Source organism: Pseudoclavibacter endophyticus (genome assembly GCF_008831085.1).
In the GTDB taxonomy this organism is placed as follows: domain Bacteria; phylum Actinomycetota; class Actinomycetes; order Actinomycetales; family Microbacteriaceae; genus Pseudoclavibacter; species Pseudoclavibacter endophyticus.
Genome location: NZ_WBJY01000002.1, coordinates 71,656 through 93,799, shown reverse-complemented (window position 1 = coordinate 93,799; position 22,144 = coordinate 71,656). Strand labels below are relative to the sequence as shown.

Below are 22,144 nucleotides of genomic sequence, written 5' to 3'. Positions count from 1 at the left end.
TCGCTCCTTCGCGTCGAAAGGGTGGTTCTTCCTCGCGCCGTCGCCGGACGCCGGCGTCGCGGGCGCGTCGTTCCCCGGTTGCCGGCCGGGCGCCGGGGCGCGGCCTGCCGCTACTTCGCGACCGCGCGCCGGAGTGCGGCGAGGGTGGCGCTCGGGCCGTATCCGTGTTTTTCGCGGAGTTCCTCGTCATCGCCGAATCCGGCGTAGACCTGGGGGATGCCGAGACGTTCGAACGCGTTCAGCGCGGTCCCGTTGTCGGCGAGCACGTCGGCGATGCGTGTCGCGAGGCCCCCGTAGGCGAGGTGGTCCTCGAGCACCACGAACCGGCCGTCGGTCTCACTGGCGCACCGGAGCACGAGCTCGGCGTCGATCGGCTTGATCGTGAACATGTCGATCACCCGCACCGAGTGGCCCTCGTCGGCAAGCACGTCCGCCGCGTTGAGGGCCTGGAGCACGGTCGTGCCGTGCGTGAACAGCGTGACGTCAGCGCCATCTCGCGCCACGATGCCCTTGCCGATGCGGATGTCGTGCTCGCCCGGCTGGTAGAGCACCGCGTCTGCTTTGCCCGCCGCGAGGCGGATGTAGATGGGGCCCGGCATGTCCATCGACTGGCGAAGGATGTCGCCGACCATGAGCGGGTCACCGATGCTGGTGACGGTCATATTCGTCAGCGCCCCGAGCAACGTGAGGTCCTCGACCGCGTAGTGCGTCGATCCACCGTTCCCGACAAGGCCGCCGTGGGTACCGATGATCTTCACCGGCAGGTTCGGGTACGACACGTCCGTGCGGATCTGTTCCAGCGCCCGCATCGACAGGAACGGCAGCATCCCCGACACCACCGGGAGGTTGCCGTCGTAGGCGAGCCCGGCCGCGATGCCCACGCACGCCTGCTCGGCCAGGCCCACATCGATGAACCGGTCGGGGTACTTCTCGCGGAACTCGACCAGCGTCGCCCCGATGTCGGGAGTGAGCACCCAGAGGTTCTCGTGCGACTCCCCGAGCTCCGCGAGCGTCGACCCGATCACGGACCGGGCCGAGAGCATCTCGCCGAAGGTGAATGTCGTACTCACGCCACCCGCTCCTTCCGCGACGCCGCGAGCGACGCCATCGCCCGCTCAAGATCTGCGGCCCCCAAGCGACCCGCATGCCACGCGAGGTTGTGCTCCATGAAATCCACGCCCTTGCCCTTCACCGTCTCCGCGATGATCACCGTTGGTCGTTCCGACGACGACGACGGCAACCCGTCGATGGCGCCGACGAGCGCCGACATGTCGTGCCCGTCGACCTGTACGACGTTCCAGCCGAACGCCGCCCACTTATCCGGGTACGGCTCGAACACGACCCGCTCCTCGGCGAAGCTCGTCATGAGCTGCCGATTTCGGTCGATCACGGCCACGAGGTTCCCGAGCCGGTTGCTGCGAGCGGCCATCGCGGCCTCCCACACCGACCCCTCGCCCGTCTCGCCGTCGCCGAGCAGCGTGAACACGCGATGCGCCTCGCCGCGCCCCCTGGCGCTCAGCGCCATGCCGACCGCGAGCGGTAGCCCGTGCCCGAGCGACCCCGTCGACGCCTCGACACCGGGCAGCTGCACCTTGCACGGATGCATGCCGTACGCGCTATCCAGCTTCCCGTACGTGTCGACGATGCCGTCGAAGTCGAAGAACCCGCGGATCGACATCGCGATGTACATGCACACCGCCGCGTGCCCCTTGCTCAACACGAACCGGTCGCGCTCGGGGTTGCGGAGATCGGATGGATCCACGTGCATCCCGTACTGGAACAGGGCCGTCAGCACATCAGCCGCAGACAGGTCACCACCGATGTGCACCGCGCCCTCGTACGTGCCGCACAGATGCAGCAACTTCTCGCGGAGCTCGTACGCGCGTTCCTCGAGCTCGGCGACCGATGGCCGCTCGGCGGCCGCCGGCGTGTGTTCACCCATGAATGCCTCCTCTTCGACGCAGAACGGTGTCGATGCCGCGCAGCCCCCGGCATGCTCCGTCAACGTTGACGGCGGCCACGCGGGTTGCTCGACGCCAGCAGCGTAACCCGATTGTGTTTACAGGTAAACCCTTAATCTCATGAGGGCGTGCGCGCCCCCAGGAGGGTCGAACCGCCGACGGCCCAACCGGGGCGAGCGCTCGCGACGGCACGGCGCCCGGCCGCATTAGGCTCACTCTCGTTGCCCCAGCTCGGCGAGAGGAGACACGTGAGCGACGAAGGCGCGCGACCGGCCGAGACCGTGACGCAGTCGGTGCCGGCGGACGCGCTGACCGAGCCGCTCGCGGCCACCATCGACCCCGACGACTTCATGCCGCGGCTCGTCGCGCTGCTGTCGAACAAGCTCGTGTGGCGCGAGTCGCGGCTGTTGCGCGAGCGCTTCGACCTCGGAACGAACGACTGGCGCGTGATCTCGGCCCTCGCGATCCGGCCGGGGTTCAGCCTCACCGAGATCGCCGACTTCATCGCCGTCAACAAGGCGATCATCTCGAAGAGCGTGACGACGCTCATCGCGCGCGGGTTCATCGTCGTCTCGCACGCGCCCGGGCGCTCGCGGCCGCTGTATCTCACCCCCGCGGGGGCCGACATGCATGACCGGATGCTGCCGCTTTCGCTGAGCGGGCAGGACTTCGTGCTCGACGGCATCGACGTCGAGCGCGTCGCCGACCTCAATGCGTTGCTTCGCGAACTGCTGGCCCGAACGGACGAAGCGGGATTCCGAGAGCCGAAGGGGTTGTAGCGGCGACGCCCCTCCTGACGCGCCTCGCGGCCGCCCCGGAGGGAGCGGAACCGGGGATCGATGCCGAGTTCCGCTCCCGAGGAGCCGACGGAGGCGGCGTCACGAGGGGCGCACGCCGCGGTACCGCTAGTGGGCCATCGAGGCGAGGGCCTCCGGGTCGAGCCTCGAGATCGAGCGGGTGTCCTGGAAGGCGCGGACGCCCTCGATGCCCTGTTCGCGACCCATTCCGGATGCGCGCATGCCGCCGAAGGGAGCGCGCAGATCGAGGCGGGGAGCGCCGTGGTCGTTGATCCACACGTAGCCGCACACGAGCTGCGATCCGACGCGCTTCGCCACCTCGGGGTCGGCCGTCCACACGGAACCGGCGAGTCCCGCCCAGGTGTCGTTGGCGAGCCTGACGGCCTCGTCCTCCGTGTCGAACGGGATGATCGGGATCACGGGCCCGAACTGCTCCTCGGTCACGACCCGGAGCGACGGGTCGGCGTTCACGACCATCGCGGGCCGCACGAAGTTGCCGCCTTCGAGCTCGCCACCAGGAAGCTCGCCGTACTCGCGGACATCCGCCCCGGCCTCCTTCGCCTCGCGGATGAGCGTCTCGACGAACGCCTTCTGCGCGGGCTGGTGCAGGGGGCCCATCGTGGTGCCCTCGTCGAGCCCGTAGCCGAGCTTCGTCTTCGCGAGGCGCGCCTCGAACCCTGCGACGAGCTCGTCGAGCCTGGACCGGTGCACGAAGACGCGCTTCGCATTCATGCAGATCTGACCGGTCGTGTCGTACACGCCCGCGAACAGGCGATCGAGGTGCTCGTCGTCGATGATCGCGTCCTCGAGCAGGACCGCCGCGTCGTTCCCGCCGAGCTCGAGCGTCACGCGCGTCAGCGACTGCGACGCCATCTCCATCATCTTCTTGCCGCCGCCAACCGAACCGGTGAAGCACACCTTCGCGACGTCATCGTTCGCGATCAGCTTCGACATGTTCTCGTCGCGACCGGTCACGACGTTCAGCACGCCCGCCGGCAGCTTCTCCGCCACCCGCTGCACGACCCGGGTCGTCGCGAGCGGCGCCGACGGCGGCGGCTTCACGATCGCCGTGTTGCCCGCCAGCAGGGCGTGCGGGAGCGCGGCGCCGAGAATCGCGATCGGCCAGTTGAACGGCACGATCACGCTCACCACGCCGAGCGGCTGGTACGCCACCTCGGTCTCGGTAGGGATCGCGCCCATGATCGGCGGCAGCGTCGTCGTGCCGTCGACCTCGTCGGCCACGGCGAGCGCCAGATTCCAACGGATCTCGAACACGAGAGCGTCGACCCAGCCCTCCATGCGGACCTTGCCGTTCTCCTGCGAGAGCACGGCTGCATCCGTGTCGCGCTCGTCCGCGATCCCTGCGATCGCGTCGGCCATCATGGCGGCCCGCTCCTTCGCCGACATCGCCGACCACGCGGGGAACGCGGCCTTGGCGGCCGCGACCGCGTCGAGCACGTCCGCCTCCGTCGCCGCCGCAGCCTCGCCCACGATCACGCCGGGCTTCCCCGGATCGGCGATCTTCAGCACGTCATCCGTGAACCGCTCCTCACCGCCGATGTACAAGCCCGTGCGGACGGCCGCCTCGGTTGCTGTCTCTGTCATTTCAACACCTCTCTGTGTGTGACCAGGTCGTTTTCTGGGGGTCACCGCTCCGAATCGAAGCATGGTTGGGCGGCCGCCCGCTGGGCGGGGGCCCACGCCGCGGGACACTGGGGTTCAGCGCGATGCACTCGCGCGCCGCGATCTGCGACGATCTCGTCAACAATCCTGCCCGCCCCGCTATCCTGTGGCAACCAGCGGTTCGGGTCCATGCGTCGCGGCCGGCGACGATGACCGAGCGAGACGGGGGATGCATGTCTTCTTCGGTGCGGCACGTCGACGACGGCGCCGGGAGCGCGGTCAAACTCGAGCAGGAGCAGCCCGGGACGCCGGCGGGCACCGCGGGCCCCACGCCGGTCGACGAACTGACCGAGCGCATCCGCAACGCGATTCTCGCGGGCGAGTTCGCGTCGCACCAGCGGCTCATCGAAGCCGACCTTTCCGCGCGCTATGACGCGACGCGCGCGGCCGTCCGCTCGGCACTGCTCACGCTCACCGGGGAGGGGCTCGTCGAGCGCCAGCCCAATCGCGGTGCCCGCGTGCGAGCGATCACGGTCCGCGAGGCGGTGGAGATCGCAGAGGTGCGCGTTGGACTCGAGTCGCTGTGCGCGCGCAAGGCAGCCGAGCACGCGACCGACGACGACGTCGCCGGCCTCCTCGAACTGCGTGCAGCCATCGCGGACGCTGTCGCTGCCGGCCGCCTGCTCGAGTACGGCGAGCTCAACCGCGAGCTCGACCGCCGGCTCCGCCGGATGAGCGGGCACGACACCGCGACGCAACTGCTCGAACGACTGCTCGCCCAGTCGGCCAGGCATCAGTTCCGCCTCGCGTTCCACCCGGGACGGGCAGCCGTTTCCGCCCTCGAGCACATCGCCATCATCGACGCCGTCATCGCACGCGAGCCCGACTCCGCCGAGGCCGCGACGCGCACGCACCTGCAGGGCGTCATCGAGGCGCTCGCGTCGCAACGGGAGCACTAGCCAACCGCCCGGCACCGCCCCGAGCCGAGCATCCGCATCTCCGACCGCACCGCCGCAATCCCTTCGACCGTATCGCAGCAGAGGAGCAGCCATGCAGATCACCGCAGCCGTCGCCGACCACACGGGCGCCCGCATCGAACTCGAGCAACTGACGCTCGACGACCCCGGCGTCGGCGAGGTGCGTGTGCGCCTCGTCGCGACCGGGGTGTGCCACACCGACAAGATCACGAGGGACGGCGACCTGCCGTTGCCCCTGCCCGGCGTGCTCGGGCACGAGGGCGCGGGCGTTGTCGACGCGGTCGGCGAGGGCGTCACGGAGGTCGCGGTCGGGGACCACGTCGTCATGGGCTGGGCGTTCTGCGGCGTGTGCCGCAACTGCCGCCGCGGCGAACCCAAGTACTGCGAGCAGACTGGCCCCGCCGTCGCCTCCGGCGTGCGGTTCAAGGGCCCGAATGCCGGTGAGAGCGCCTATCGACGCGAAGACGGCACGCCGATCTCGGGTCACTTCTTCGGCCAGTCGTCGTTCGCGACGTACTCGATTGCCCTCGCGAGCTCGCTCATCAAGGTCGACCAGTCGGCCCCGCTCGAACTGCTCGGTCCGCTTGCCTGCGGCATCAGCACCGGCGCCGGCGCCGTGCTCAACACGGCCAAGCCGCAGCCCGGCGACACGATCGTCGTGTTCGGCGCGGGAGCCGTCGGCCTTGCCGCGGTCATGGCGGCGCGCTCGACCCCGGCGGCCGCGATCGTGGCGGTCGACCTGCACGACTCGCGGCTCGAGCTCGCGACCAAATACGGAGCGACGGCGGTCGTGAACGGGCGCGCCGATGACGCCTCCGAGCAGATCCTCGCCGCGTGCGGCGGCCGCGTCGACTACGCGATCGAGTGCACGGGCGCGATCGCGGTGATCGAGCAGGCCGTGTCGCTGATCGGGATGCTCGGAACCGTCATCCTCGTCGGTGGCGCCCCGGCCGGCTCGTCGTTCAGCGTCGAGCACCAGCCCGCCCTGTGGGGCAAGCGCATCGTCGGCACGCTCGGCGGGGGCTCGTCGAGCGCGGAGTTCATCCCGGCGCTCATCGCGCTGCACGCGCAGGGCCGGTTCCCGTTCGACGAGCTCGTGAAGTTCTACGAGCTCGCCGACATCGAGACGGCCATCGCCGACAGCCTCTCGGGCGAGGTCGTGAAGCCGATCGTGCGGATCTCGCAGCCATAGGAGGCGGCGCAGGCCGGTTGCGCGGCGTTGGCGACGCGGCGCGAGACCACGCACTGGCTAGGCTGATGCGCGGCGCCTCGACTGCGCCTCGCGGCGGCGGCCCGCCGATGGGCAGGGAAGCGCACACCAGATCGAGAGCAACGGAGACCGGCCAATCTTGAAGGAGCCCCGCGACGTCGACGATCGCGACTACGTGCAATCGCTCGAGCGCGGTCTCGCCGTCATCCAGGCCTTCGCCGACCACGGGCCTGAACTGTCGCTGACCGAGACAGCTCAGGCGACCGGCCTCAGCCGGCCAACGGCACGCCGTCTCCTACTGACACTCACGTCGCTCGGCTATGTCCGCGTGTCCGGGCGCAAGTACTCGCTCACGCCCAGGGTGCTCTCCATCGGCTATGCCTACGCGAACTCGCTCGACCTCACGGCCCTCGCTCAGCCGGTCATGGAACGCGTCGTTTCCGAGGCACGCGAGGCGTGCACCCTCGCGGCGCTGGACGGTGAGGACATCGTGTACCTCAACCGCGTCTCGACGCGCCGACTCGCCCACCTCACGTTGGCCGTCGGTACCCGGCTGCCCGCCTACGCGAGCGCCATGGGACAGGTGCTGCTCGCCGATCTGTCCCCGACCGATCTCGATCGCTACGTCTCCGCGACCGAGCTGTCACCGCTGACACCACGCACCATCCGCACCGAGCAGGCGCTCCGCGAGCGCCTCGACGACGTGCGCCGGCGAGGGTACGCGCAGGCCGATCAGGAACTGGAGGAGGGCATCCGAGCCGTCGCCGTGCCCGTTCGCGGCACCGACGGCCGGGTCTTCGCCGCGCTCGGTATCTCCTCGACGGCCGTCGAACTCGATGAGCTGTGCTCACGCCATCTCGAGTTGCTCCTCGACAGCGCGCACGAGCTGAGCGTCCACCTCGGCAGCGAGTACTCGGCGAGCTAACGCGGGCCGCTCCCGGACCGCTCGCAGCCGGGCACAGGATCGAGCAGCGTCGCGTCGAGGTCATCGAGGCGGGGCGCGCCGAGCAGCGCCATGGTGCGCCGGAGCCCGGAACCGAGAATCTCGAGGCTGCGATCGACGCCGCGCTCCCCGCCGGCCGCGAGCCCATAGAGGTAGGCCCGGCCGATGCCGACCGCGTCGGCACCTGCGGCGATCGCGGCCGCGATGTGCTCGCCCGACCGTACTCCGCCGTCGACGAAGACCGGGAGGCCGGCTCCGACGGCGGCGCGCACCGCAGGCACCAGCTCGAGCGTCGCGGGTGCGTGCTCGAGTTGGCGCCCGCCGTGGTTCGACACGACCAGGGCGTCGACGCCGCGCTCAGCGACCTCGACAGCACCGGCGACCGATCCGACGCCTTTGACCACGATCGGCCCCGACCAAACCTCCCGCAACCAGTCGAGGTCGCGCAGCGTCGCGGTCGGATCGAAGATGCGGCCGACCCGATCGACGAGCGCTTCGCCGGGCCGGCTGACGGCGGCCGACCCAAGCGGTTCGCGCGTGAGCATGTCGAACCACCAGCGCGGATACCGCGCGATATTGAGCGCCGTGCGGCGCGTCAACGCAGGCGGCAGCGTCATCCCGTTGCGCACGTCGCGCAGTCGTTCGCCCGCGACGGGCACGTCGACCGTGAGCACGAGCGCGCTGAACCCGGCGTCGCGTGCGCGCTCGACGATCTCGCGCGAGAAGCCGCGGTCGCGCCACAGGTAGAGCTGAAACCATCGCCGCGCGTCCGGCGCGTGCGCCGCGAGCACCTCGGGCGAAGTCGACGCCATCGTCGAGAGCACGTACGGAACGCCCGCCCGCGCCGCCGCGCGCGCCGCACCGATCTCACCGTGCGCGTGCACGGCGCGGGTCATGCCGGCGGGGGCGAGCCAGAGCGGCAGTTCCGCCGCGAAGCCGAGCATGTCGCGGCCCGTTTCGACGACCGACACGTCGCGCAGCACGCGCGGCGCGAACGTGACATCGGCGAACGCTCGCGCGTTGCGGCGGAGCGTGAGCTCTTCACCGGCGCCCCCGTCGATGAAGTCGAACACCATTCGAGGCACACGCGCCCGGGCGCGATCGCGGAGATCGGCGATGCTGTGCGACCGGCACAGGGCCCGGCCGCCCTGGCCCCGCTTCGGTCGCTCAAAAAGCCCGGCGATCTCGGAGACGTGAGGCAGCCGTCGCGCCGGGAGCCAATTGCCGGCATGCCCGGCCTCGTCATGCATCCGCGTCTCCCCCGCTCCCAATCCCAGCGGCGACGCGCCAGCCGTTGCCGAATCCGGCGGCGTGCGCGGCCCACGCGCCGGCCACCCTGCCACTGAGCAGCGACGGCCCGAGCATGGTTCCCTCGAGCGCGGCGGCGCCGTTGATACGCCCGCCAGCCATGCCGGACACCTCACCGGCCGCGAAGACCCCGGCGATCGGCCGCCCCTTGTCGTCCACGACGCGGCACCGCAGGTCGGTGCGCACGCCCCCGAGGGTCTTGCGTGCCAGCAGCCGCATCTCGAGGGCCGTGAACGGCGGCTCCGCGATGGGCCGGCGCCCCGCGATTGCCCGCCCGAACTCATCGGCCGCCGCCCCGCGCCGCGCCGCGCCGGCACCGTTGTATGACGCGACCGTCGCGGCGAGCGCTGCTGCCGGCACCCCAATGCGCTGGGCGAGTTCGTCAAGCGTCGGCGCCGTGGCGACGTGCGGTGAGTGCTCGAGGAAGCGCGCGATGGCTGAGCGATCAGGCCGCCCGTCTCGCTGGTACGGCGGATTGGCCAGTTCGAGCTCCACGGTCATGCCGGCGTCGATGATCGCCCAGCTTCGCCCCGGGAGCTGGCCGAGCACGGCCGCCGCACCGCTCATGCCGCCCGACAGCTCTTCGTTGTGGAAGCGCTGCCCGCGTCGGTTGATCCAGATATTGCCGGGCACGCGCCGGAACGCCACGCCATGCTCGGGCATCGCCTCGCGTGGATCGGGGATGCCGTACGGATAGCACCAGATCTTGTCGAGGTTCGTCATGGTGCCGCCGATCGATTCAACGAGGGCGTGGCCCCGGCCGGTGGCTCCGGGCCCGGACCCGACGCGGATGTCGGCTGCCGCCAGATCTGGGCGGTGACGGAGCACGAGTTCGAGATTCGAGGCGAACCCGCCTGTCGCGACGACGAGCGACGTGGCGTGCACCCTGATCGTGCCACCGCGAATCGCGATGTCGAGCTCGACCGCCCGGCCAGGTCCGCGCCCCGCGTCCCCGCCGGCAGCGGCGCGCAGGGCGAGGCGCTCGGCAGACGCCGAGGTGCGCAACGCACCGCCCCGCGCGCGGAAGGCCGCGAGCAGAGCACGCATGAGCCCGAACCCACCGAGCCTGGGCCTCGCCCATCGGGGCACGGAGTTGCCCTCATGCTGCACGATGTCGGTCCATTCGACACCGAACCGCTCCGCCCACACGCCGACCTCGCGGGCCGACGCCTCGACGTAGCGGCGCGCCCACTCCGCATCGGCCGTCGGCCCGCCGAGCGACATCCAGTCGTCGAAAGCGAGGGCGGGGCTGTCGCGGATGCCGAGGCGCGCTTGCAGGGAGGTGCCCACGAGCAGGCACCCGCCTCCGGATATGATGGCCGCGCCACCCGGGTCGGACTCGGCTTCGAACACCAGCACGCTCGCACCTGCGTCCAGGGCCTCGATGCCCGCCGCGATGCCGGCGGCACCGGAGCCGATGATCGCCACGTCGACGTCGACCGCCCCTGTGCCCGGCACCTCCCCTTCGCTCACGTGGCGTGTGTGCGGGCGGGTGAGCGGACGTCGCGCGTAATGCGGCAGTCGAGGACGAGTGGCCCGCGGCGATCCCAGGCGGCCAGCGCGGGAGCGAGGTCGTCGAGCCGGTCGATGGCGACCCCGGCGGCGCCGAGGCCTCTCGCCACCTGCGCGAGATCGGCCCGCCCGAAGATGGCCTCGTCGGTCGGGAGCCCGGCCTGATCGGCAATCAGCACCTCGGACCCGGCTGCCCCGTCGTTGTAGCACGCCACGAGCAGCGGCAGTTCCTCACGCACGGCCACCTCGAGTTCGCCGAGCGTCATATAGAAACCGCAATCGCCGATGAACAGCGCCGTCAAGCGGTCGTTCCTGGCCGTCGCGACCCCGATGCTCGGGCCGAAACCGCAGCCGATCGCGCCGAAATCGCACGTCCAGATCAGCGCGGTGGGCGCCTCGTGCCGCATGAAGCAGATGGGCCACACCGTGAAGTGGCCGCCATCGACCACGATCGTCCGGTCGGGCGGCAGCAGCTCGTCGAGTCGCTCGGTGAGGGTCCGCGGATCAAGCTCTCCCGGCCGCGACACGTCGACGTAGCTGATCCGGTCCGGGGCATCTGGCAGGTGCCGCGGCGGCTCCAGTGGTCGTGCCTCGAAGCGCGCGAGCAGCTCCTCAGCGACGCGGGCGGCGTCGCCGCAGACGCTGACGTCGGCCCGATTGAAACGTCCGATCGCGTGCGGATCGGCGTCGACGTGCACGAGCGTCGCGCCATGTAGATAGGTGTCGGCACGGGTCTGCAAGTGGTTGAGGCTCGCGCCGATGGCAATGATGCAATCGGCACCGTGAATGGTCGCGCGAGCAGCCGCGTGGGAGAAGCCACCGAAGATGCCGAGATTCGCGGGCGATCCCTCGAACAGCCCGACCGCCCTGACGGACGTTGCAAGGTACGCCCCGCACGCGTCTGCAAGTGCACCCAGCTGGAGCACCGCCTCGGGCGCCGCTGCGCCGCGACCGGCGAGGATCACGATGCGCTTCGCCGATCGGAGGACACGCTCGACCTCGTCGATGTCACCTCGCTCGGGTCGGCCGCCATCCGGACTGCTCTCCTCGGCATCCGCCAGCGCGCGCCGGGGTGCCGCCGTGCTCGATGCGCCGGCTGCGGGCTCCATCGGGCTTGGCGCGACTTCGACGCCGAACGGGATGATGAGCGCGACGGGCAGCCGCTGCTCGGCCGCCATGGCGTGCGCCCTCGCCGTGTCGCTGGAGGCGCTGCGCGCGCTCACCCTCACGATCGGCACCCCGATCGTCGCGAGGATCATGTCGGGCGTCAGCCCCTGCACGCCGACCTCAAACGGCGCCTGCCTCGGTGGCACGCCAGTCGTGTCGGCCATGATCATGACCTGCGGGCTTCGCGCGAGCACGGCGGTTCGCAGCGCCGTGACGGCGTTGGTGAAGCCCGGGCCGTGCGTGACGCTGCTCCAGCCGACACGATCGGAGGCTCGCGCGTATCCATCCGCGGCGCCGATCGCCCCGTTCTCGTGACGAAGATGATGCAGGCGCGCGCCCCGATCGCCGAGGTGATGCACGACGCGCAGATTGGTGCCGCCCATCAGGGTGAAGACGTCGTCGGCGCCAAGGTCCCGCGCGGCCGCCGCCACGGCCTCGGCAACGGTCGTCGCTCGCGTCGCCCCGGCCACGTGCTCGGACGTCACCGCGCCGTTCGCCGTCATGCCGCCTGACCGCTCCCCGCGTCGCCGCCGGCGCGCGACGAGCTGGCGGCGCTCGCCTCGGCGATCAGCGTCGCAACCCGGGTGCGCAGTTCGGCGAAGCGGGGCAGCGCCTTCGTCTTCACTTGGCTGCGCGGCCTCGGCAGATCAACGTCGATCACCTCCGTGACCACCGTCGGCCGGCCCGACATCACGACCACCCGGTCGCCGAGGTACACGGCCTCGTCGATGTCGTGCGTCACGAGCATGACGGTGAGGCCGGCATCCTGCCGAACGCGCAACGTCAGGTCTTCGAGGTCGGCGCGAGTCTGCGCATCCACCGACGCGAACGGCTCGTCCATGATGAGGAACTCCGGCTTATAGGCGAGTGCCCTCGCGATCGCGACGCGCTGCTGCATGCCCCCCGAAAGCTGCCACGGATAGCTGTCGGCGAATCCATCGAGACCGACCTCGTGCAGGGCGTCCGCCACGACCTTTCGTCGCTCCCGACGGTCCTTGATGGTGTTCTCGAGCGGGAGGGCGACATTGCGCTCGACCTTCGACCAGGGCATGAGTGAACGGCTGTAGTCCTGAAAGACGCACGCGACCTCCGGCGGCGGCGAGTCGATCATCTTGCCCGTACGCGTGAGCATGACCTTGCCGCTCGTGCGCGGGAGCAGGCCCGCGAGGCAGCGAAGCAGCGTGGTCTTGCCCGCGCCCGACGGCCCGACGACGGTGACGAATTCCCCCGCCTCGACCTGGAAGGAAACGTCGCGCAATACTTCGAGGGATTGCCCGTTCGAAATGTACGACTTCTGCAAATGCTCGACAGTCAGCATGGTTACTCTCCCGAATCTTGCTTGTACCAGCGAAGCATTCTTCGCTCGACCAAAATGAATAGTCCGTTGATGAGGACGCCGAGGATTCCCAGCAGCAACATGCCCGACCACATCAGGGTCACGTGGAAGTTCTGCTGCGCCTGCAGCGTCACGTAGCCGATGCCGTTCGTCGCGGCGACGAGCTCGGTGACGACCATCATCACGAACGCGACGCTCAACGCGATCCGCATGCCCGCGAGGATCTGCGGCCCGGCCGCCGGCAGCTGCACGTTCAGGAGCCGCTGCTTGCGCGTCAGGCGGTACGTACCGCACACGTCCTCGAGCACGAGATCGACGTTGCGAACACCGTCGATCGTGTTGAGCATGACGGGAAAGACCGTCACGAAGGCGATGAGCGCGATCTTCGGGGTGTCGCCGATGCCCATGAGCACGATGCTCACCGGCACGAGCGCGGTCGCCGGAAGGGCACGGCCGAACTGCAACACCGGGTTGAGCGCCCTCGCCACGAGCGGCTGCCGGCCGAGGACGGCACCGAGGCCGACGCCGATCACCAGCGCGATGGCGAAGCCGGCGAACATCCGCAGCAGGCTGGGAAAGACATCCGTCACGACCCTCGTGAGGAGCCAATCCTCGCCGAGCCTGACCATGATGTCGCGCAGCGGCGGAAAGAAGGGGGAGGTGCTGCCGAGCGACACCACCCACCAGGCGACGAGGATTGCGATGGGCACGATGACCGAGATGAGCACTCGATTCACCTGGCGGCCGAGCTTCAGCGGCGCGGCGGTCGTTGCAGTGGTCACGATCACTTCTCCCTATACGACGCGTGCCAGTGGAGCATTCGGCGCTCGGTGCGCTCCAGCACGACGTTGATGAGCACGCCGACCAGGCCGACGATGCCGACGAGCGCGTACATCTCGGGGTAGACGCCGTTCGTGGCGTACACCGCGATGTCGCGCCCGAGGCCCTCCACCGTCGTAATGATCTGGACCGCCACGACGACGACGAGCGCGTGGGATGCGGCGATGCGCAGGCCGGTCGCCATGAACGGCGAGACGGCGGGCAACACGATGTTGCGCAGCTGCTGCCTTCTCGTGAGCCCGAACACGCGGCCGGTGTCCTTCAGGATCGGCGAGACGCCGACGACGCCGTAGTACGTCTGGTAGAGCATCGGCCAGATGGTGCCGACCGCAGCGAGCACATACGCCGTTTCGGGCTTCGCCCCCATCACGAGGATCAGGATGGGCAAGTACACGACCGCGGGGATGAACCGCAAGAAGTCGAGTACGTAGTGCAGTAACCGGTAGAGCAGCGGAATCGCACCGACCGCCACACCGAGCGCGACGCCCCCGACGACGCCGACGATGAGCCCGATCGCGAGCTGCTGGACCGTCGCGACGAAGCTCACCCAGAACGTGCCCGTGAGCATGAGCTGCACGGCGGCCCCGAAGGTCACCGAGAACGGCGGCACCTCTGGCGGGAAGAAGCCCACTCGGCTCAGGACCTCTTGCAGCGCGATGATCGCGGCCGTCGTCACCCACGGCAGCGCCACGAGGAACCACGGTCGCTCCCGGAGGAGCACGGCCGGCCGGTTCCCGGGCGCCGGGCCCCCATCTTCCGGCCCGCGCTTTCGAACGTCGCCGTTCGGTGGCGAGGTGACGGCCGTCATGGCGCGACGATCTCGTCGATCTCGGGGGCTGAATCGAGCACGCCGTACTTCTCGAGGAACCCGGCCTCGGCCTCGACGGAGGCGACGTCGATCTCGGCGGAATACAGAGGAAGCGGCGCGCTTTCCATCAGCTCGGCGTCGACGCCCGTCTGCTCGACGATCTGCGCTCGCGTCTCCTCAGGATGCTCGTTGGCATACTCGGAAGACCGTTCGAGCGCTGCTCGCCATCGCTCGACGATGCCGGGGTTGTCGGCGATGAACTGCTCCGACATGTAAAACACGGTGAAGCCCGCCTCGGGGTTGTCGAAGGCGACGGCGGCCGAGTCGCCGATGTCGCGGAAGCCGTCCTGCCGAAGGCTCGTGGCGAACGGCTGCGCCGTGCTGATGGCGTCGACTTCGCCCTGCCGAAGCGCCGTCACCGCGTCGGCGAACGGCAGCTGCACGAGCTGGACGGCGTCGGGGTCTCCCCCGTCTTTCTCGACCGCCTCGCGCAGCCAGAACTCCCAGCAGCACGACAGCGAGTTGACGGCGACTGTCTTGCCCTCGAGGTCGGAGAACGTCTCAATGTCGCTGTCGCCCGCGACCATGGTCTGGTACTGCGTGCCTGCAGGGTCCTCGCGGTCGTTGACCGAACCCGACACGATCTGCACGGGAATCCCCTCGGCGACCGCGCTGATCGCCGGGGAGACGGCGCCGAGCGCCACGTGCATCTGCCCGTTGATGAGCTGCGAGATGGCTCCAGAGCCGGTGGCGGAGTAGTCGATCGTGACGTCGAGCCCCTCCTCCTCGAAGAAGCCCTGTTCCACGCCGAGCAACAGCGCGGTCGACGACTGCGATGCGGCGACGCCCGCAGTGATCTCCACCGTGCCATCACCGCCTTCACCGGCGTCGCCGCCGTCACCCGCGCATCCGGTCATCACGAGTGCGGTCAATGCCACCAGTGCACCCGCAGTCGTCAGTCGATGTTTCTTCGCATTCCAGGACATTGTCGTCCTCCAATTCGCGTCGTCGATTCCGGCCCTCGTCGGCCGAAATTCGATGGAGATGTGCGCCGCTGCGGCTGGGCACCTGAATCAGCTGGTCTTTGCTGAGGGTCCACGAGCAACAGCGCGGTGTTGAGTCATCGTCGTGTGCTGTTTTTGGGGGGTCGGCCCTGCGGGTCTTCGTTGACTGGTGGGGTTCCAGGGCCGGATGGTCGGGGAGGCGGCTCAGGAACCGGCCACGAGCGACCTCGCCGCCTGCTGGGCGTCGTAGTCGTAGAGCCAGAGCCGCAGCCCCTTCGAGCCACGGATCTCGTCATCGCGCTGCCCGAGGTCGTCGTAGCCGGAGTCGTAGCGGCGGCCGTTGTCGCGCGCGCCGCGCTGCACCGCGGTCGTGCGCTCGCGCCGGAGCCGCTCGTAGCGCTCGAGTGCGGACTCGACCGCCGTCGGTTCGGCGGCGCTGAGCACTTCTGCGAGCACCATCGCGTCCTCGACGGCCTGGTTGGCGCCCTGGCCCAGGTGGGGGAGCATGGCGTGCGCCGCGTCACCGAGCAGGGTGACGCGACCCGACGTCCACGTCGGCAGCGGCTCGCGGTCATAGAGCCCCCACCAGAAGGTGGACTGCACGGCGTCGAGCAGGCGTCCGACCCGTGGGTCCCACCCCGCGAAGTCGGCGCGGAGCCGATCCACATCGCCCACCGCCGACCACGACTCCTTCAGCCGCTCGTGGCTCGGGACGAAACCGACGTAGTTGATCAGCTCGCCGCCCCGCACCGGGTAGGTGAGGAAGTGCTTGCCCTCTCCCATCCAGAGCTGCCCGACGCCGCGCGGCCACTCGGGCAGGTCGCTCGCCGGCACGAGCCCGCGGTAGGCGATCGAACCGCTCGGGGTCGGGCTCGGCAGGCCGGGAACGACGGCCTGGCGCACCACCGAGTGGATGCCGTCGGCCCCGATCACGAGGTCGGCGCGCTCCTTGCGCGCCTCGGCGAAGCGGAGCGTCACGTCGGTCGCCGTCTGCTCGAGTGACTCGAGGCGGTGGCCGGTGCGAAGTCGCTCGCGACCAAGCGCCGTCGCGAGCACGTCGACGAGGTCGGCGCGGTGGAGGCCGAGCGTGAAGTACTGACCGGAGCTGTCGGCGGTGGTCATCTCGCCGATGGGCTCGCCGTCGGCGCGGAAGTAGCTCGAGCCGTCAGCATACCGCGCAGCGACGGCTTCAATCGCGCCGCGGAGCCCGAGTCGCTCATACATGCGTAGGCCGTTCGGGGCAACGCCGATGCCGGCCCCGACCTCGCCGATTGCACGGGCCTGCTCGTAGACCGTGACCTCGTGACCGGCCTGGCTCAGCGCGATCCCGGCCGAGAGGCCGCCGATGCCGGCCCCGATGATGGCGACCTTCATTGGCGCTGCCATGCCTTCATCCATTCGCATACCGAATCCTGTTCGCTTCTTAGAATAGTTGGGCGGTCAGAGCCGCGCAACGACGGGAGAGACGTGGTGGACAGTGAGTTGGAAGAGAGCATGGGCGGCCTCGCGAAGGGCCTCGCGATCGTCGAGAGCTTCGACCGGGACCATCCGCGCCTCACAGTCACGGAGGCCGCGAACCTCACCGGCCTCACCCCGCCCGCGGCTCGGCGATGCATGCGCACCCTCGAGTCGCTCGGGTACCTGAGCTATGACGGAAAGTTCTTCCGGCCAACGCCCCGCGTCGCCCGCCTCGTCACCGCGTACACCGATACAGATTCCCTTCCCCGTCTCGCGGCCCCGCTCTTGGTTGAGCTGCGCGACGAGTTCGGCGAATCCACGTCGCTCTCCGTACTCGACGGCAACGAGGTCTTGTTCATCGGCCGCGCCGAGGGGCAGCACCTGGTCAAGACCGGCCAGCGCGTCGGGGGCCGACTCCCGGCGGCACACTCTGCGGCTGGGCGCGTCCTGATGGGGGACCTCGCTCACGATGTCCTCACGGAGGTCATCGAGGCGAGCGCCGGCGGGACGACGACGGAGAAGGCGCTGCGCGGTGCCGACGCGCTCGCGGCAGAGGTGCGCGACGTCGCCGTGCGCGGGTACAGCGTCACCGATGAGGAAGTCGAGATCGGCCTCCGCGCGGTCGCCGTGCCCGTGCGCGACCCGGGCGGTCTCATCGTCGCGTCGCTCTCGATCAGCGCCCTCAGCGCCCGCGCGAGCGTCGAGCGACTCGTCGACGCGTTCGTGCCCGCCCTCGCGCTGCGGGCGTCGAAGCTCGGTCGCATGCTGTGACTCCATCGCCTCAGGCGGCTTCCGCGGCGTGCTCGACCACGTCGTAGTCGTAGATCCACTTGCGGAACTCGACGTGCGCGCGCATCTCTGCGTCCCGGACCTCGAGATCCTCGTAGGCCGAGTCGTACCGCAGCCCGTTCGCCCGCGCCCCGCGCTGCACCTCGCCGACCCGGTCGCGGCGGAGCCGCTCGTACACCTGCAGGCGCGCGGGAGCGTCAGCTGCCGTGGCGTCGGCAAGCACGGTCGCGAGCGCCATGCCGTCCTCCATGGCTTGGTTCGCGCCCTGCCCGAGATGAGGCAGCATCGGATGCGCCGCGTCACCGAGCAGCGTGAGCCGGCCGGCCGTCCAGGTCGAGATGGGGTCGCGATCGTAGAGCCCCCAGCGCAGCGTCTCGGTCACGTGGCTCAGCAGCGTGCCGATGCGTTCATCCCATCCCGAGAACTCGCGCCGGAGCTGATCGGGATCGCCCGGCGCCGACCATGACTCACGCATCTCGGCGGCGGCCGGAACGAACGCGACGTAGTTGACGAGCTCGCCGCGGCGCACGGGGAAGGTGAGGAAGTGGCGGCCTTCGCCGAGCCACATGTGCCACGCGTCATCCGGCCAGTCGGGTACGAGCCGGTGCGGCACGAGGCCGCGGTAGGCGACCGATCCCGAGAACACCGGGGTCGCCGGCGGCACGACCTGCTCGCGGAGCGCGGAGTGGATACCGTCGGCGCCGATGACGACGTCGGCATCCGCTTCGCTGCCGTCTTCGAACTCGAGACGCGCGCCACCGTCGGTCTGCGTGAGGCCGACGCATCGGTGCCCGGTGCGCACGACACCCTCGGGGAGCTGCCCCGCAAGGAGTTCGACGAGATCGGCGCGGTGCATGCCGAACACGGCGTTCCAGCCGGCCGAATCGGTGACCTGCACCGTCGCGATCTCCGTTCCGTTGTCACGGTGGTACCGAGAGGCGTGGCCGACGCGAACGCCGACGCGCTCGACCGCGCCGCTTACGCCGATACGTTCGAGTTGACGGACGCCGTTCGGCGTGAGAAACACGCCGGCACCGATCTCGCCGAGCGCACGGGCCTGTTCGAAGACCGTCACGGGGATTTCGTTGCGTAAGAGGGCGTTCGCCGTGAATAGGCCGGCGATGCCGCCGCCGACGATGGCGACGCGTGGCGCGCTGCGATGCATCTTGCGACTCCCTTCGTCCCGGCCCGCTACACCGTGACCGGTGCCGCGTCGCCGCGGCGCTCGGTCCGGACGACGTCCGCGTACGGCGAGGGTGCGACCGTTGCGCGGACATGCAGTTGCTGGTGCCGCTCGACCTGTGGCTTACGCGAGCCCCCGTCGGGTTCGCCCCAGACGATGACGACCTCGTCGCCGATGTTGACGCGATCGGCGTCGACCATGGCGAGCGACAGGAGCTTGCGCTCGTTGATCGTGTAGCCGGTCTTCGTTGCCAGGCCGATGCGGTTGCCGTCGGCGTCGAGCACCTCGTCGCGATGCATGAGGTTGCCGTAATCGGCGACGGGCAGCTCGAGGAATTTGTACGGAACGCCGGGGGTGAGCAGCGATCCGTAGACTTTGAGTACGTCATCGGGGTTCCACACGAGCGAGACCTTGGCCTTCTGCGGCTGGTCGGCCAGCGCTTCGAGGGCGTCGCGGCCGATGAAGTCGTGGTCGAACGACACGAGCTTGCCGTACCCCATGTCGTACGGCGTCACGTAGTAGCCCTCGATGCTGTCGGGGGTGAAGCTGCCGGCCAGTTGGAAGCGCGCCTCCCATGCCGTGTCGGGGAGCCACTCGCGGTAGGGGCGCAAAGCCTCGCCCGTGTAGACGGCCGGCAACGGGTACGCCATCCAACCGCCCTCGAAGCTCGCGCTGTAGTAGGTCTTCGTGCCGCCCTGCAGCAGGCCGCGCGGCGTGCCGGCGTCGAGGATCGCCTGTCGCACGATGTCGCGCTGCTCGTACGGGCCGGAAATCTCGACTCCCCGGTATCCCGACATGCTGTGGCCGAGCACCAGCACCTCGACGCCCGCCACGGTCACGGTGGCCGTGCGGAAGAAGCCGAGCTGCAGCGGGGCCTCGTCGATGACCGCATCGAAGATCGATAGCGCCTCGGGCCCGGCGAGCTGATAGCGGAACTTCGTGCGCGCCCCGGTCGGGTTGTCCGACGTGTTGTCGTCTCGCGTGATCGCGACGTCCCATTCGCCCGCCTCGGCTTGGAACTGCACCCAATTGAGCAGCGGCGAACTGCTGACGAGCTCGAAACTGCCGTCGGCGAGGGCGTAGAGGATGCAGTCACCGATCATGTGACCATCCGGGGTGCATCCGATGTACTGCTTGGCGCGCCCCGGCTCCAGAGTCTTCAGGCTGTTGATGCCCACGTAGTTCAGCAGCGCGAAGGCGTCGGGGCCGCTCACGAACAGTTCCGGCATGTGATGCGACTGGTCGAAGAGGACCGCGCTCTCGCGCCATGCGCGCTGCTCGTCACGCCAGTTCGTGAACTCTGGCCGAACCGGCGTCAAGTCCTGACGCCCCCGGCTGTGGGCTCCGGGCGAATCATTGTAGAGATACGAAACCAGGTCGGGCGTCGCCTCGATGAAGCCCTGCAGCGAGCGGGCCGTGGACTGAACGCTCATTCGCGCTCCTCTCACCTCATCGTTGAGATTTCGGATACCGGACCAATTGTCCGTATAGCGTTCATTTTGCGCCTCCTCGTTGGGCTTGTCAAGACGCATCGCAAATCGCGACAGCTGGCGCGATCGAGACCGCGGCGCTCGGCACCCTCGCCCCATTTCAGGCGGACCTACGATGCTCAGCACACGGAGCTACTTTCGTTTGAGAGGTGGCCAGGTCGGCACGAGGAGCTTCGAACTGAGCATTGACAGGCACCAAGACGCGAACCTAGGGTTTCGTCCGTACCCCCACAGACTTCGGCGAGGCATCGACGCTCACGCCGGTTCGGAACTCGCAGGGAGGCGCGTCATGACAGAAACTACGTTCATTCCGCATGTGATCGGGAGTGACGAGCGCGAGGCCAGTGACGGTCGGAGCTTCGACAACATCGATCCGTGGACGCAGCGCGCGGTTGCCAGTGTTGCCCGCGGCGGACCGGTCGACGCGGCGGCCGCCATGGCGGCGGCGCGAGCCGCGTTCGACGACGGCCCCTGGCCGCTGATGAGCGAACGCGAGCGCGGCGTCCTGCTGCACCGGTTCGCCGACGTCATGGCGTCGCACGCGGAGGACCTCGCACTGGCCGACGCGCACGACATGGGCCGGCCCATCGCAGCGATGCGCACGTTCGACGTGCCGAGGGCGATCGGCATGATCCGATTCTTCGCCGACCACCTCGCGTTGGCGACGGCCGACACGTACCCGATGGGCCCGGCGTTCCACGCCTTCACGGCCTATCGACCGGCCGGCGTGGTTGTCGCGATCTCGCCGTGGAACCATCCGCTCATGCTGGGCGTCTGGAAGATCGCCGCCGCCCTCACCTGGGGCAACACTGTCGTGTGGAAACCGGCAGAGGACAGTCCCACCTCGGCCTCTCTCGTCGGGGCCTACGCGCTCGAGGCGGGCATCCCCGCTGGCGCGCTCAACGTGGTGCAGGGGCGTGGCTCGGAGATCGGCGACGCGCTGACCTCATCGGCCGGCGCCGACCGCATCACGTTCACCGGCTCGACCGCGACCGGACGGCGTGTTGCCGAGATCGCGGCGAAGCAGCTCGTCCCCGTGACGCTCGAGCTCGGGGGCAAGGGCGCGACGATCGTGCTGGACGACGCCGACCTCGAGCTCGCGGCGAGCACCGCGGCGCGCGCCGTCTTCAACAACACCGGCCAGGTGTGTCTCGCCGGCACCCGGGTGCTCGTTCACAACCGGGTCCGCGAGGCCTTCATGGCGCGATTCCAGGCGCACGCCGAGGCGCTCCGCGTCGGCGACCCCTTCGACGCGGCGACCGACCTCGGACCGCTCGCCTCGCAGCGGCAATTCGAACGGGTATCGGGGTACTTCGACCTCGCACACGACGAAGGCACGGTGCTGCTCGGCGGCCCCGGCGAGGGGTGGACGTTCACCCCGACCATCGTCACCGACCTCGACCGCAGGGGTCGGGTCTGGCGTGAGGAGGTGTTCGGGCCGATGGCGGCCGTCACCGGCTTCGACGACCTCGACGAGGCCGTCGCCGCCGCCAACGACACCGACTACGGGCTCACGGCCGTCGTGTTCACGGAGTCGACGCGCCTGGCGCACACGATCGCACGACGGCTCCGATCCGGCACCGTGTGGGTCAACTGCTACCAGGTCCGCGATCTGCGGGCTCCGATCGGCGGGCCGGGCTCCTCCGGCATCGGGCGCGAGGGCGGCGATTTCAGTCGCGAGTTCTTCACCGAGCCGCAAGCCGTCTTCCTGTCGACGTCGGTCGACGACGCTTGAGCC

Annotated in this window: 19 protein-coding genes; 6 read left to right on the top strand and 13 right to left on the bottom strand. The window is 69.6% G+C overall.

Features of this window, described 5'->3' with window-relative positions; translation table 11 throughout:
- Positions 1-110 precede the first annotated feature (110 nt).
- Together F8O04_RS10130 and F8O04_RS10125 are read right to left on the bottom strand one after the other, a co-directional pair.
- Positions 111-1,070, bottom strand: coding sequence for a transketolase family protein (locus F8O04_RS10130; RefSeq protein WP_158029273.1), 960 nt, complete (start codon positions 1,068-1,070; stop codon positions 111-113).
- Complete coding sequence (locus F8O04_RS10125) at positions 1,067-1,942, bottom strand: transketolase (protein ID WP_158029272.1); 876 nt, start codon at positions 1,940-1,942, stop codon at positions 1,067-1,069. The genes F8O04_RS10130 and F8O04_RS10125 overlap by 4 nt, the downstream gene beginning before the upstream one ends.
- Positions 1,943-2,209: 267 nt before the next feature.
- Here F8O04_RS10125 and F8O04_RS10120 point away from each other — a divergent pair, with 267 nt between their 5' ends.
- Positions 2,210-2,740, top strand: coding sequence for a MarR family winged helix-turn-helix transcriptional regulator (locus F8O04_RS10120; protein ID WP_158029271.1), 531 nt, complete (start codon positions 2,210-2,212; stop codon positions 2,738-2,740).
- A gap of 126 nt (positions 2,741-2,866) precedes the next feature.
- Here F8O04_RS10120 and F8O04_RS10115 read toward each other — a convergent pair whose 3' ends face one another.
- Complete coding sequence (locus tag F8O04_RS10115; RefSeq protein ID WP_158029270.1) at positions 2,867-4,363, bottom strand: aldehyde dehydrogenase family protein; 1,497 nt, start codon at positions 4,361-4,363, stop codon at positions 2,867-2,869.
- A 251-nt stretch (positions 4,364-4,614) separates the two neighbouring features.
- On the opposite strand from F8O04_RS10115, the gene F8O04_RS10110 reads away from it, so the two are divergent.
- The 3 genes from F8O04_RS10110 (at position 4,615) to F8O04_RS10100 (ending at position 7,493) form a co-directional block, all read left to right on the top strand.
- Positions 4,615-5,340, top strand: a complete 726-nt coding sequence (locus F8O04_RS10110; protein ID WP_158029269.1) for a GntR family transcriptional regulator — start codon at positions 4,615-4,617, stop codon at positions 5,338-5,340.
- A gap of 91 nt (positions 5,341-5,431) precedes the next feature.
- A complete protein-coding gene (locus tag F8O04_RS10105; RefSeq protein WP_158029268.1) occupies positions 5,432-6,550 on the top strand; it encodes an NAD(P)-dependent alcohol dehydrogenase in 1,119 nt (372 codons plus the stop codon).
- A gap of 157 nt (positions 6,551-6,707) precedes the next feature.
- Positions 6,708-7,493 carry an IclR family transcriptional regulator domain-containing protein gene (locus F8O04_RS10100; protein ID WP_225735005.1) on the top strand — a complete coding sequence of 262 codons (786 nt, stop codon included), beginning with the start codon at positions 6,708-6,710 and terminating at the stop codon, positions 7,491-7,493.
- On the opposite strand, the gene F8O04_RS10095 is transcribed toward F8O04_RS10100, so the two are convergent.
- The 8 genes from F8O04_RS10095 to F8O04_RS10060 form a co-directional block, all read right to left on the bottom strand.
- Positions 7,490-8,761 (bottom strand): alpha-hydroxy acid oxidase, encoded by a 1,272-nt coding sequence (locus F8O04_RS10095; protein ID WP_158029266.1) that lies wholly within the window; start codon positions 8,759-8,761, stop codon positions 7,490-7,492. The genes F8O04_RS10100 and F8O04_RS10095 overlap by 4 nt on opposite strands.
- Positions 8,754-10,292 carry an FAD-binding protein gene (locus F8O04_RS10090; protein ID WP_188726380.1) on the bottom strand — a complete coding sequence of 513 codons (1,539 nt, stop codon included), beginning with the start codon at positions 10,290-10,292 and terminating at the stop codon, positions 8,754-8,756. The genes F8O04_RS10095 and F8O04_RS10090 overlap by 8 nt, the downstream gene beginning before the upstream one ends.
- Positions 10,289-12,001 carry a thiamine pyrophosphate-binding protein gene (locus F8O04_RS10085; protein ID WP_158029264.1) on the bottom strand — a complete coding sequence of 571 codons (1,713 nt, stop codon included), beginning with the start codon at positions 11,999-12,001 and terminating at the stop codon, positions 10,289-10,291. Before F8O04_RS10085 ends, F8O04_RS10090 begins: the two co-directional genes overlap by 4 nt.
- Entirely contained in the window at positions 11,998-12,816 is an 819-nt protein-coding gene (locus tag F8O04_RS10080; protein WP_158029263.1) for an ABC transporter ATP-binding protein, read from the bottom strand. Before F8O04_RS10080 ends, F8O04_RS10085 begins: the two co-directional genes overlap by 4 nt.
- Before the next feature lie 2 nt (positions 12,817-12,818).
- Positions 12,819-13,616: an ABC transporter permease gene (locus tag F8O04_RS10075; protein ID WP_225735004.1), complete on the bottom strand. Its 798-nt coding sequence runs from the start codon at positions 13,614-13,616 to the stop codon at positions 12,819-12,821.
- A 2-nt stretch (positions 13,617-13,618) separates the two neighbouring features.
- On the bottom strand, positions 13,619-14,482 hold the full coding sequence (locus tag F8O04_RS10070; RefSeq protein ID WP_158029262.1) for an ABC transporter permease: 864 nt from the start codon (positions 14,480-14,482) through the stop codon (positions 13,619-13,621).
- Positions 14,479-15,414 (bottom strand): ABC transporter substrate-binding protein, encoded by a 936-nt coding sequence (locus tag F8O04_RS10065; protein ID WP_188726379.1) that lies wholly within the window; start codon positions 15,412-15,414, stop codon positions 14,479-14,481. Before F8O04_RS10065 ends, F8O04_RS10070 begins: the two co-directional genes overlap by 4 nt.
- 276 nt (positions 15,415-15,690) lie before the next feature.
- The gene (locus F8O04_RS10060) at positions 15,691-16,872 is read right to left on the bottom strand and encodes an FAD-dependent monooxygenase (protein ID WP_225735003.1); all 1,182 of its coding nucleotides are present in this window, start codon (positions 16,870-16,872) and stop codon (positions 15,691-15,693) included.
- A gap of 84 nt (positions 16,873-16,956) precedes the next feature.
- Here F8O04_RS10060 and F8O04_RS10055 point away from each other — a divergent pair, with 84 nt between their 5' ends.
- Positions 16,957-17,715, top strand: a complete 759-nt coding sequence (locus F8O04_RS10055) for an IclR family transcriptional regulator domain-containing protein (RefSeq protein WP_192497428.1) — start codon at positions 16,957-16,959, stop codon at positions 17,713-17,715.
- 10 nt (positions 17,716-17,725) lie between these two features.
- Here F8O04_RS10055 and F8O04_RS10050 read toward each other — a convergent pair whose 3' ends face one another.
- On the bottom strand, positions 17,726-18,898 hold the full coding sequence (locus F8O04_RS10050; protein ID WP_158029259.1) for an FAD-dependent monooxygenase: 1,173 nt from the start codon (positions 18,896-18,898) through the stop codon (positions 17,726-17,728).
- Between the two features lie 26 nt (positions 18,899-18,924).
- Entirely contained in the window at positions 18,925-20,349 is a 1,425-nt protein-coding gene (locus F8O04_RS10045; protein ID WP_158029258.1) for an aminomethyltransferase family protein, read from the bottom strand.
- Positions 20,350-20,695: 346 nt separating this feature from the next.
- Here F8O04_RS10045 and F8O04_RS10040 point away from each other — a divergent pair, with 346 nt between their 5' ends.
- Entirely contained in the window at positions 20,696-22,141 is a 1,446-nt protein-coding gene (locus F8O04_RS10040; RefSeq protein ID WP_158029257.1) for an aldehyde dehydrogenase family protein, read from the top strand.
- Positions 22,142-22,144 lie beyond the last annotated feature (3 nt).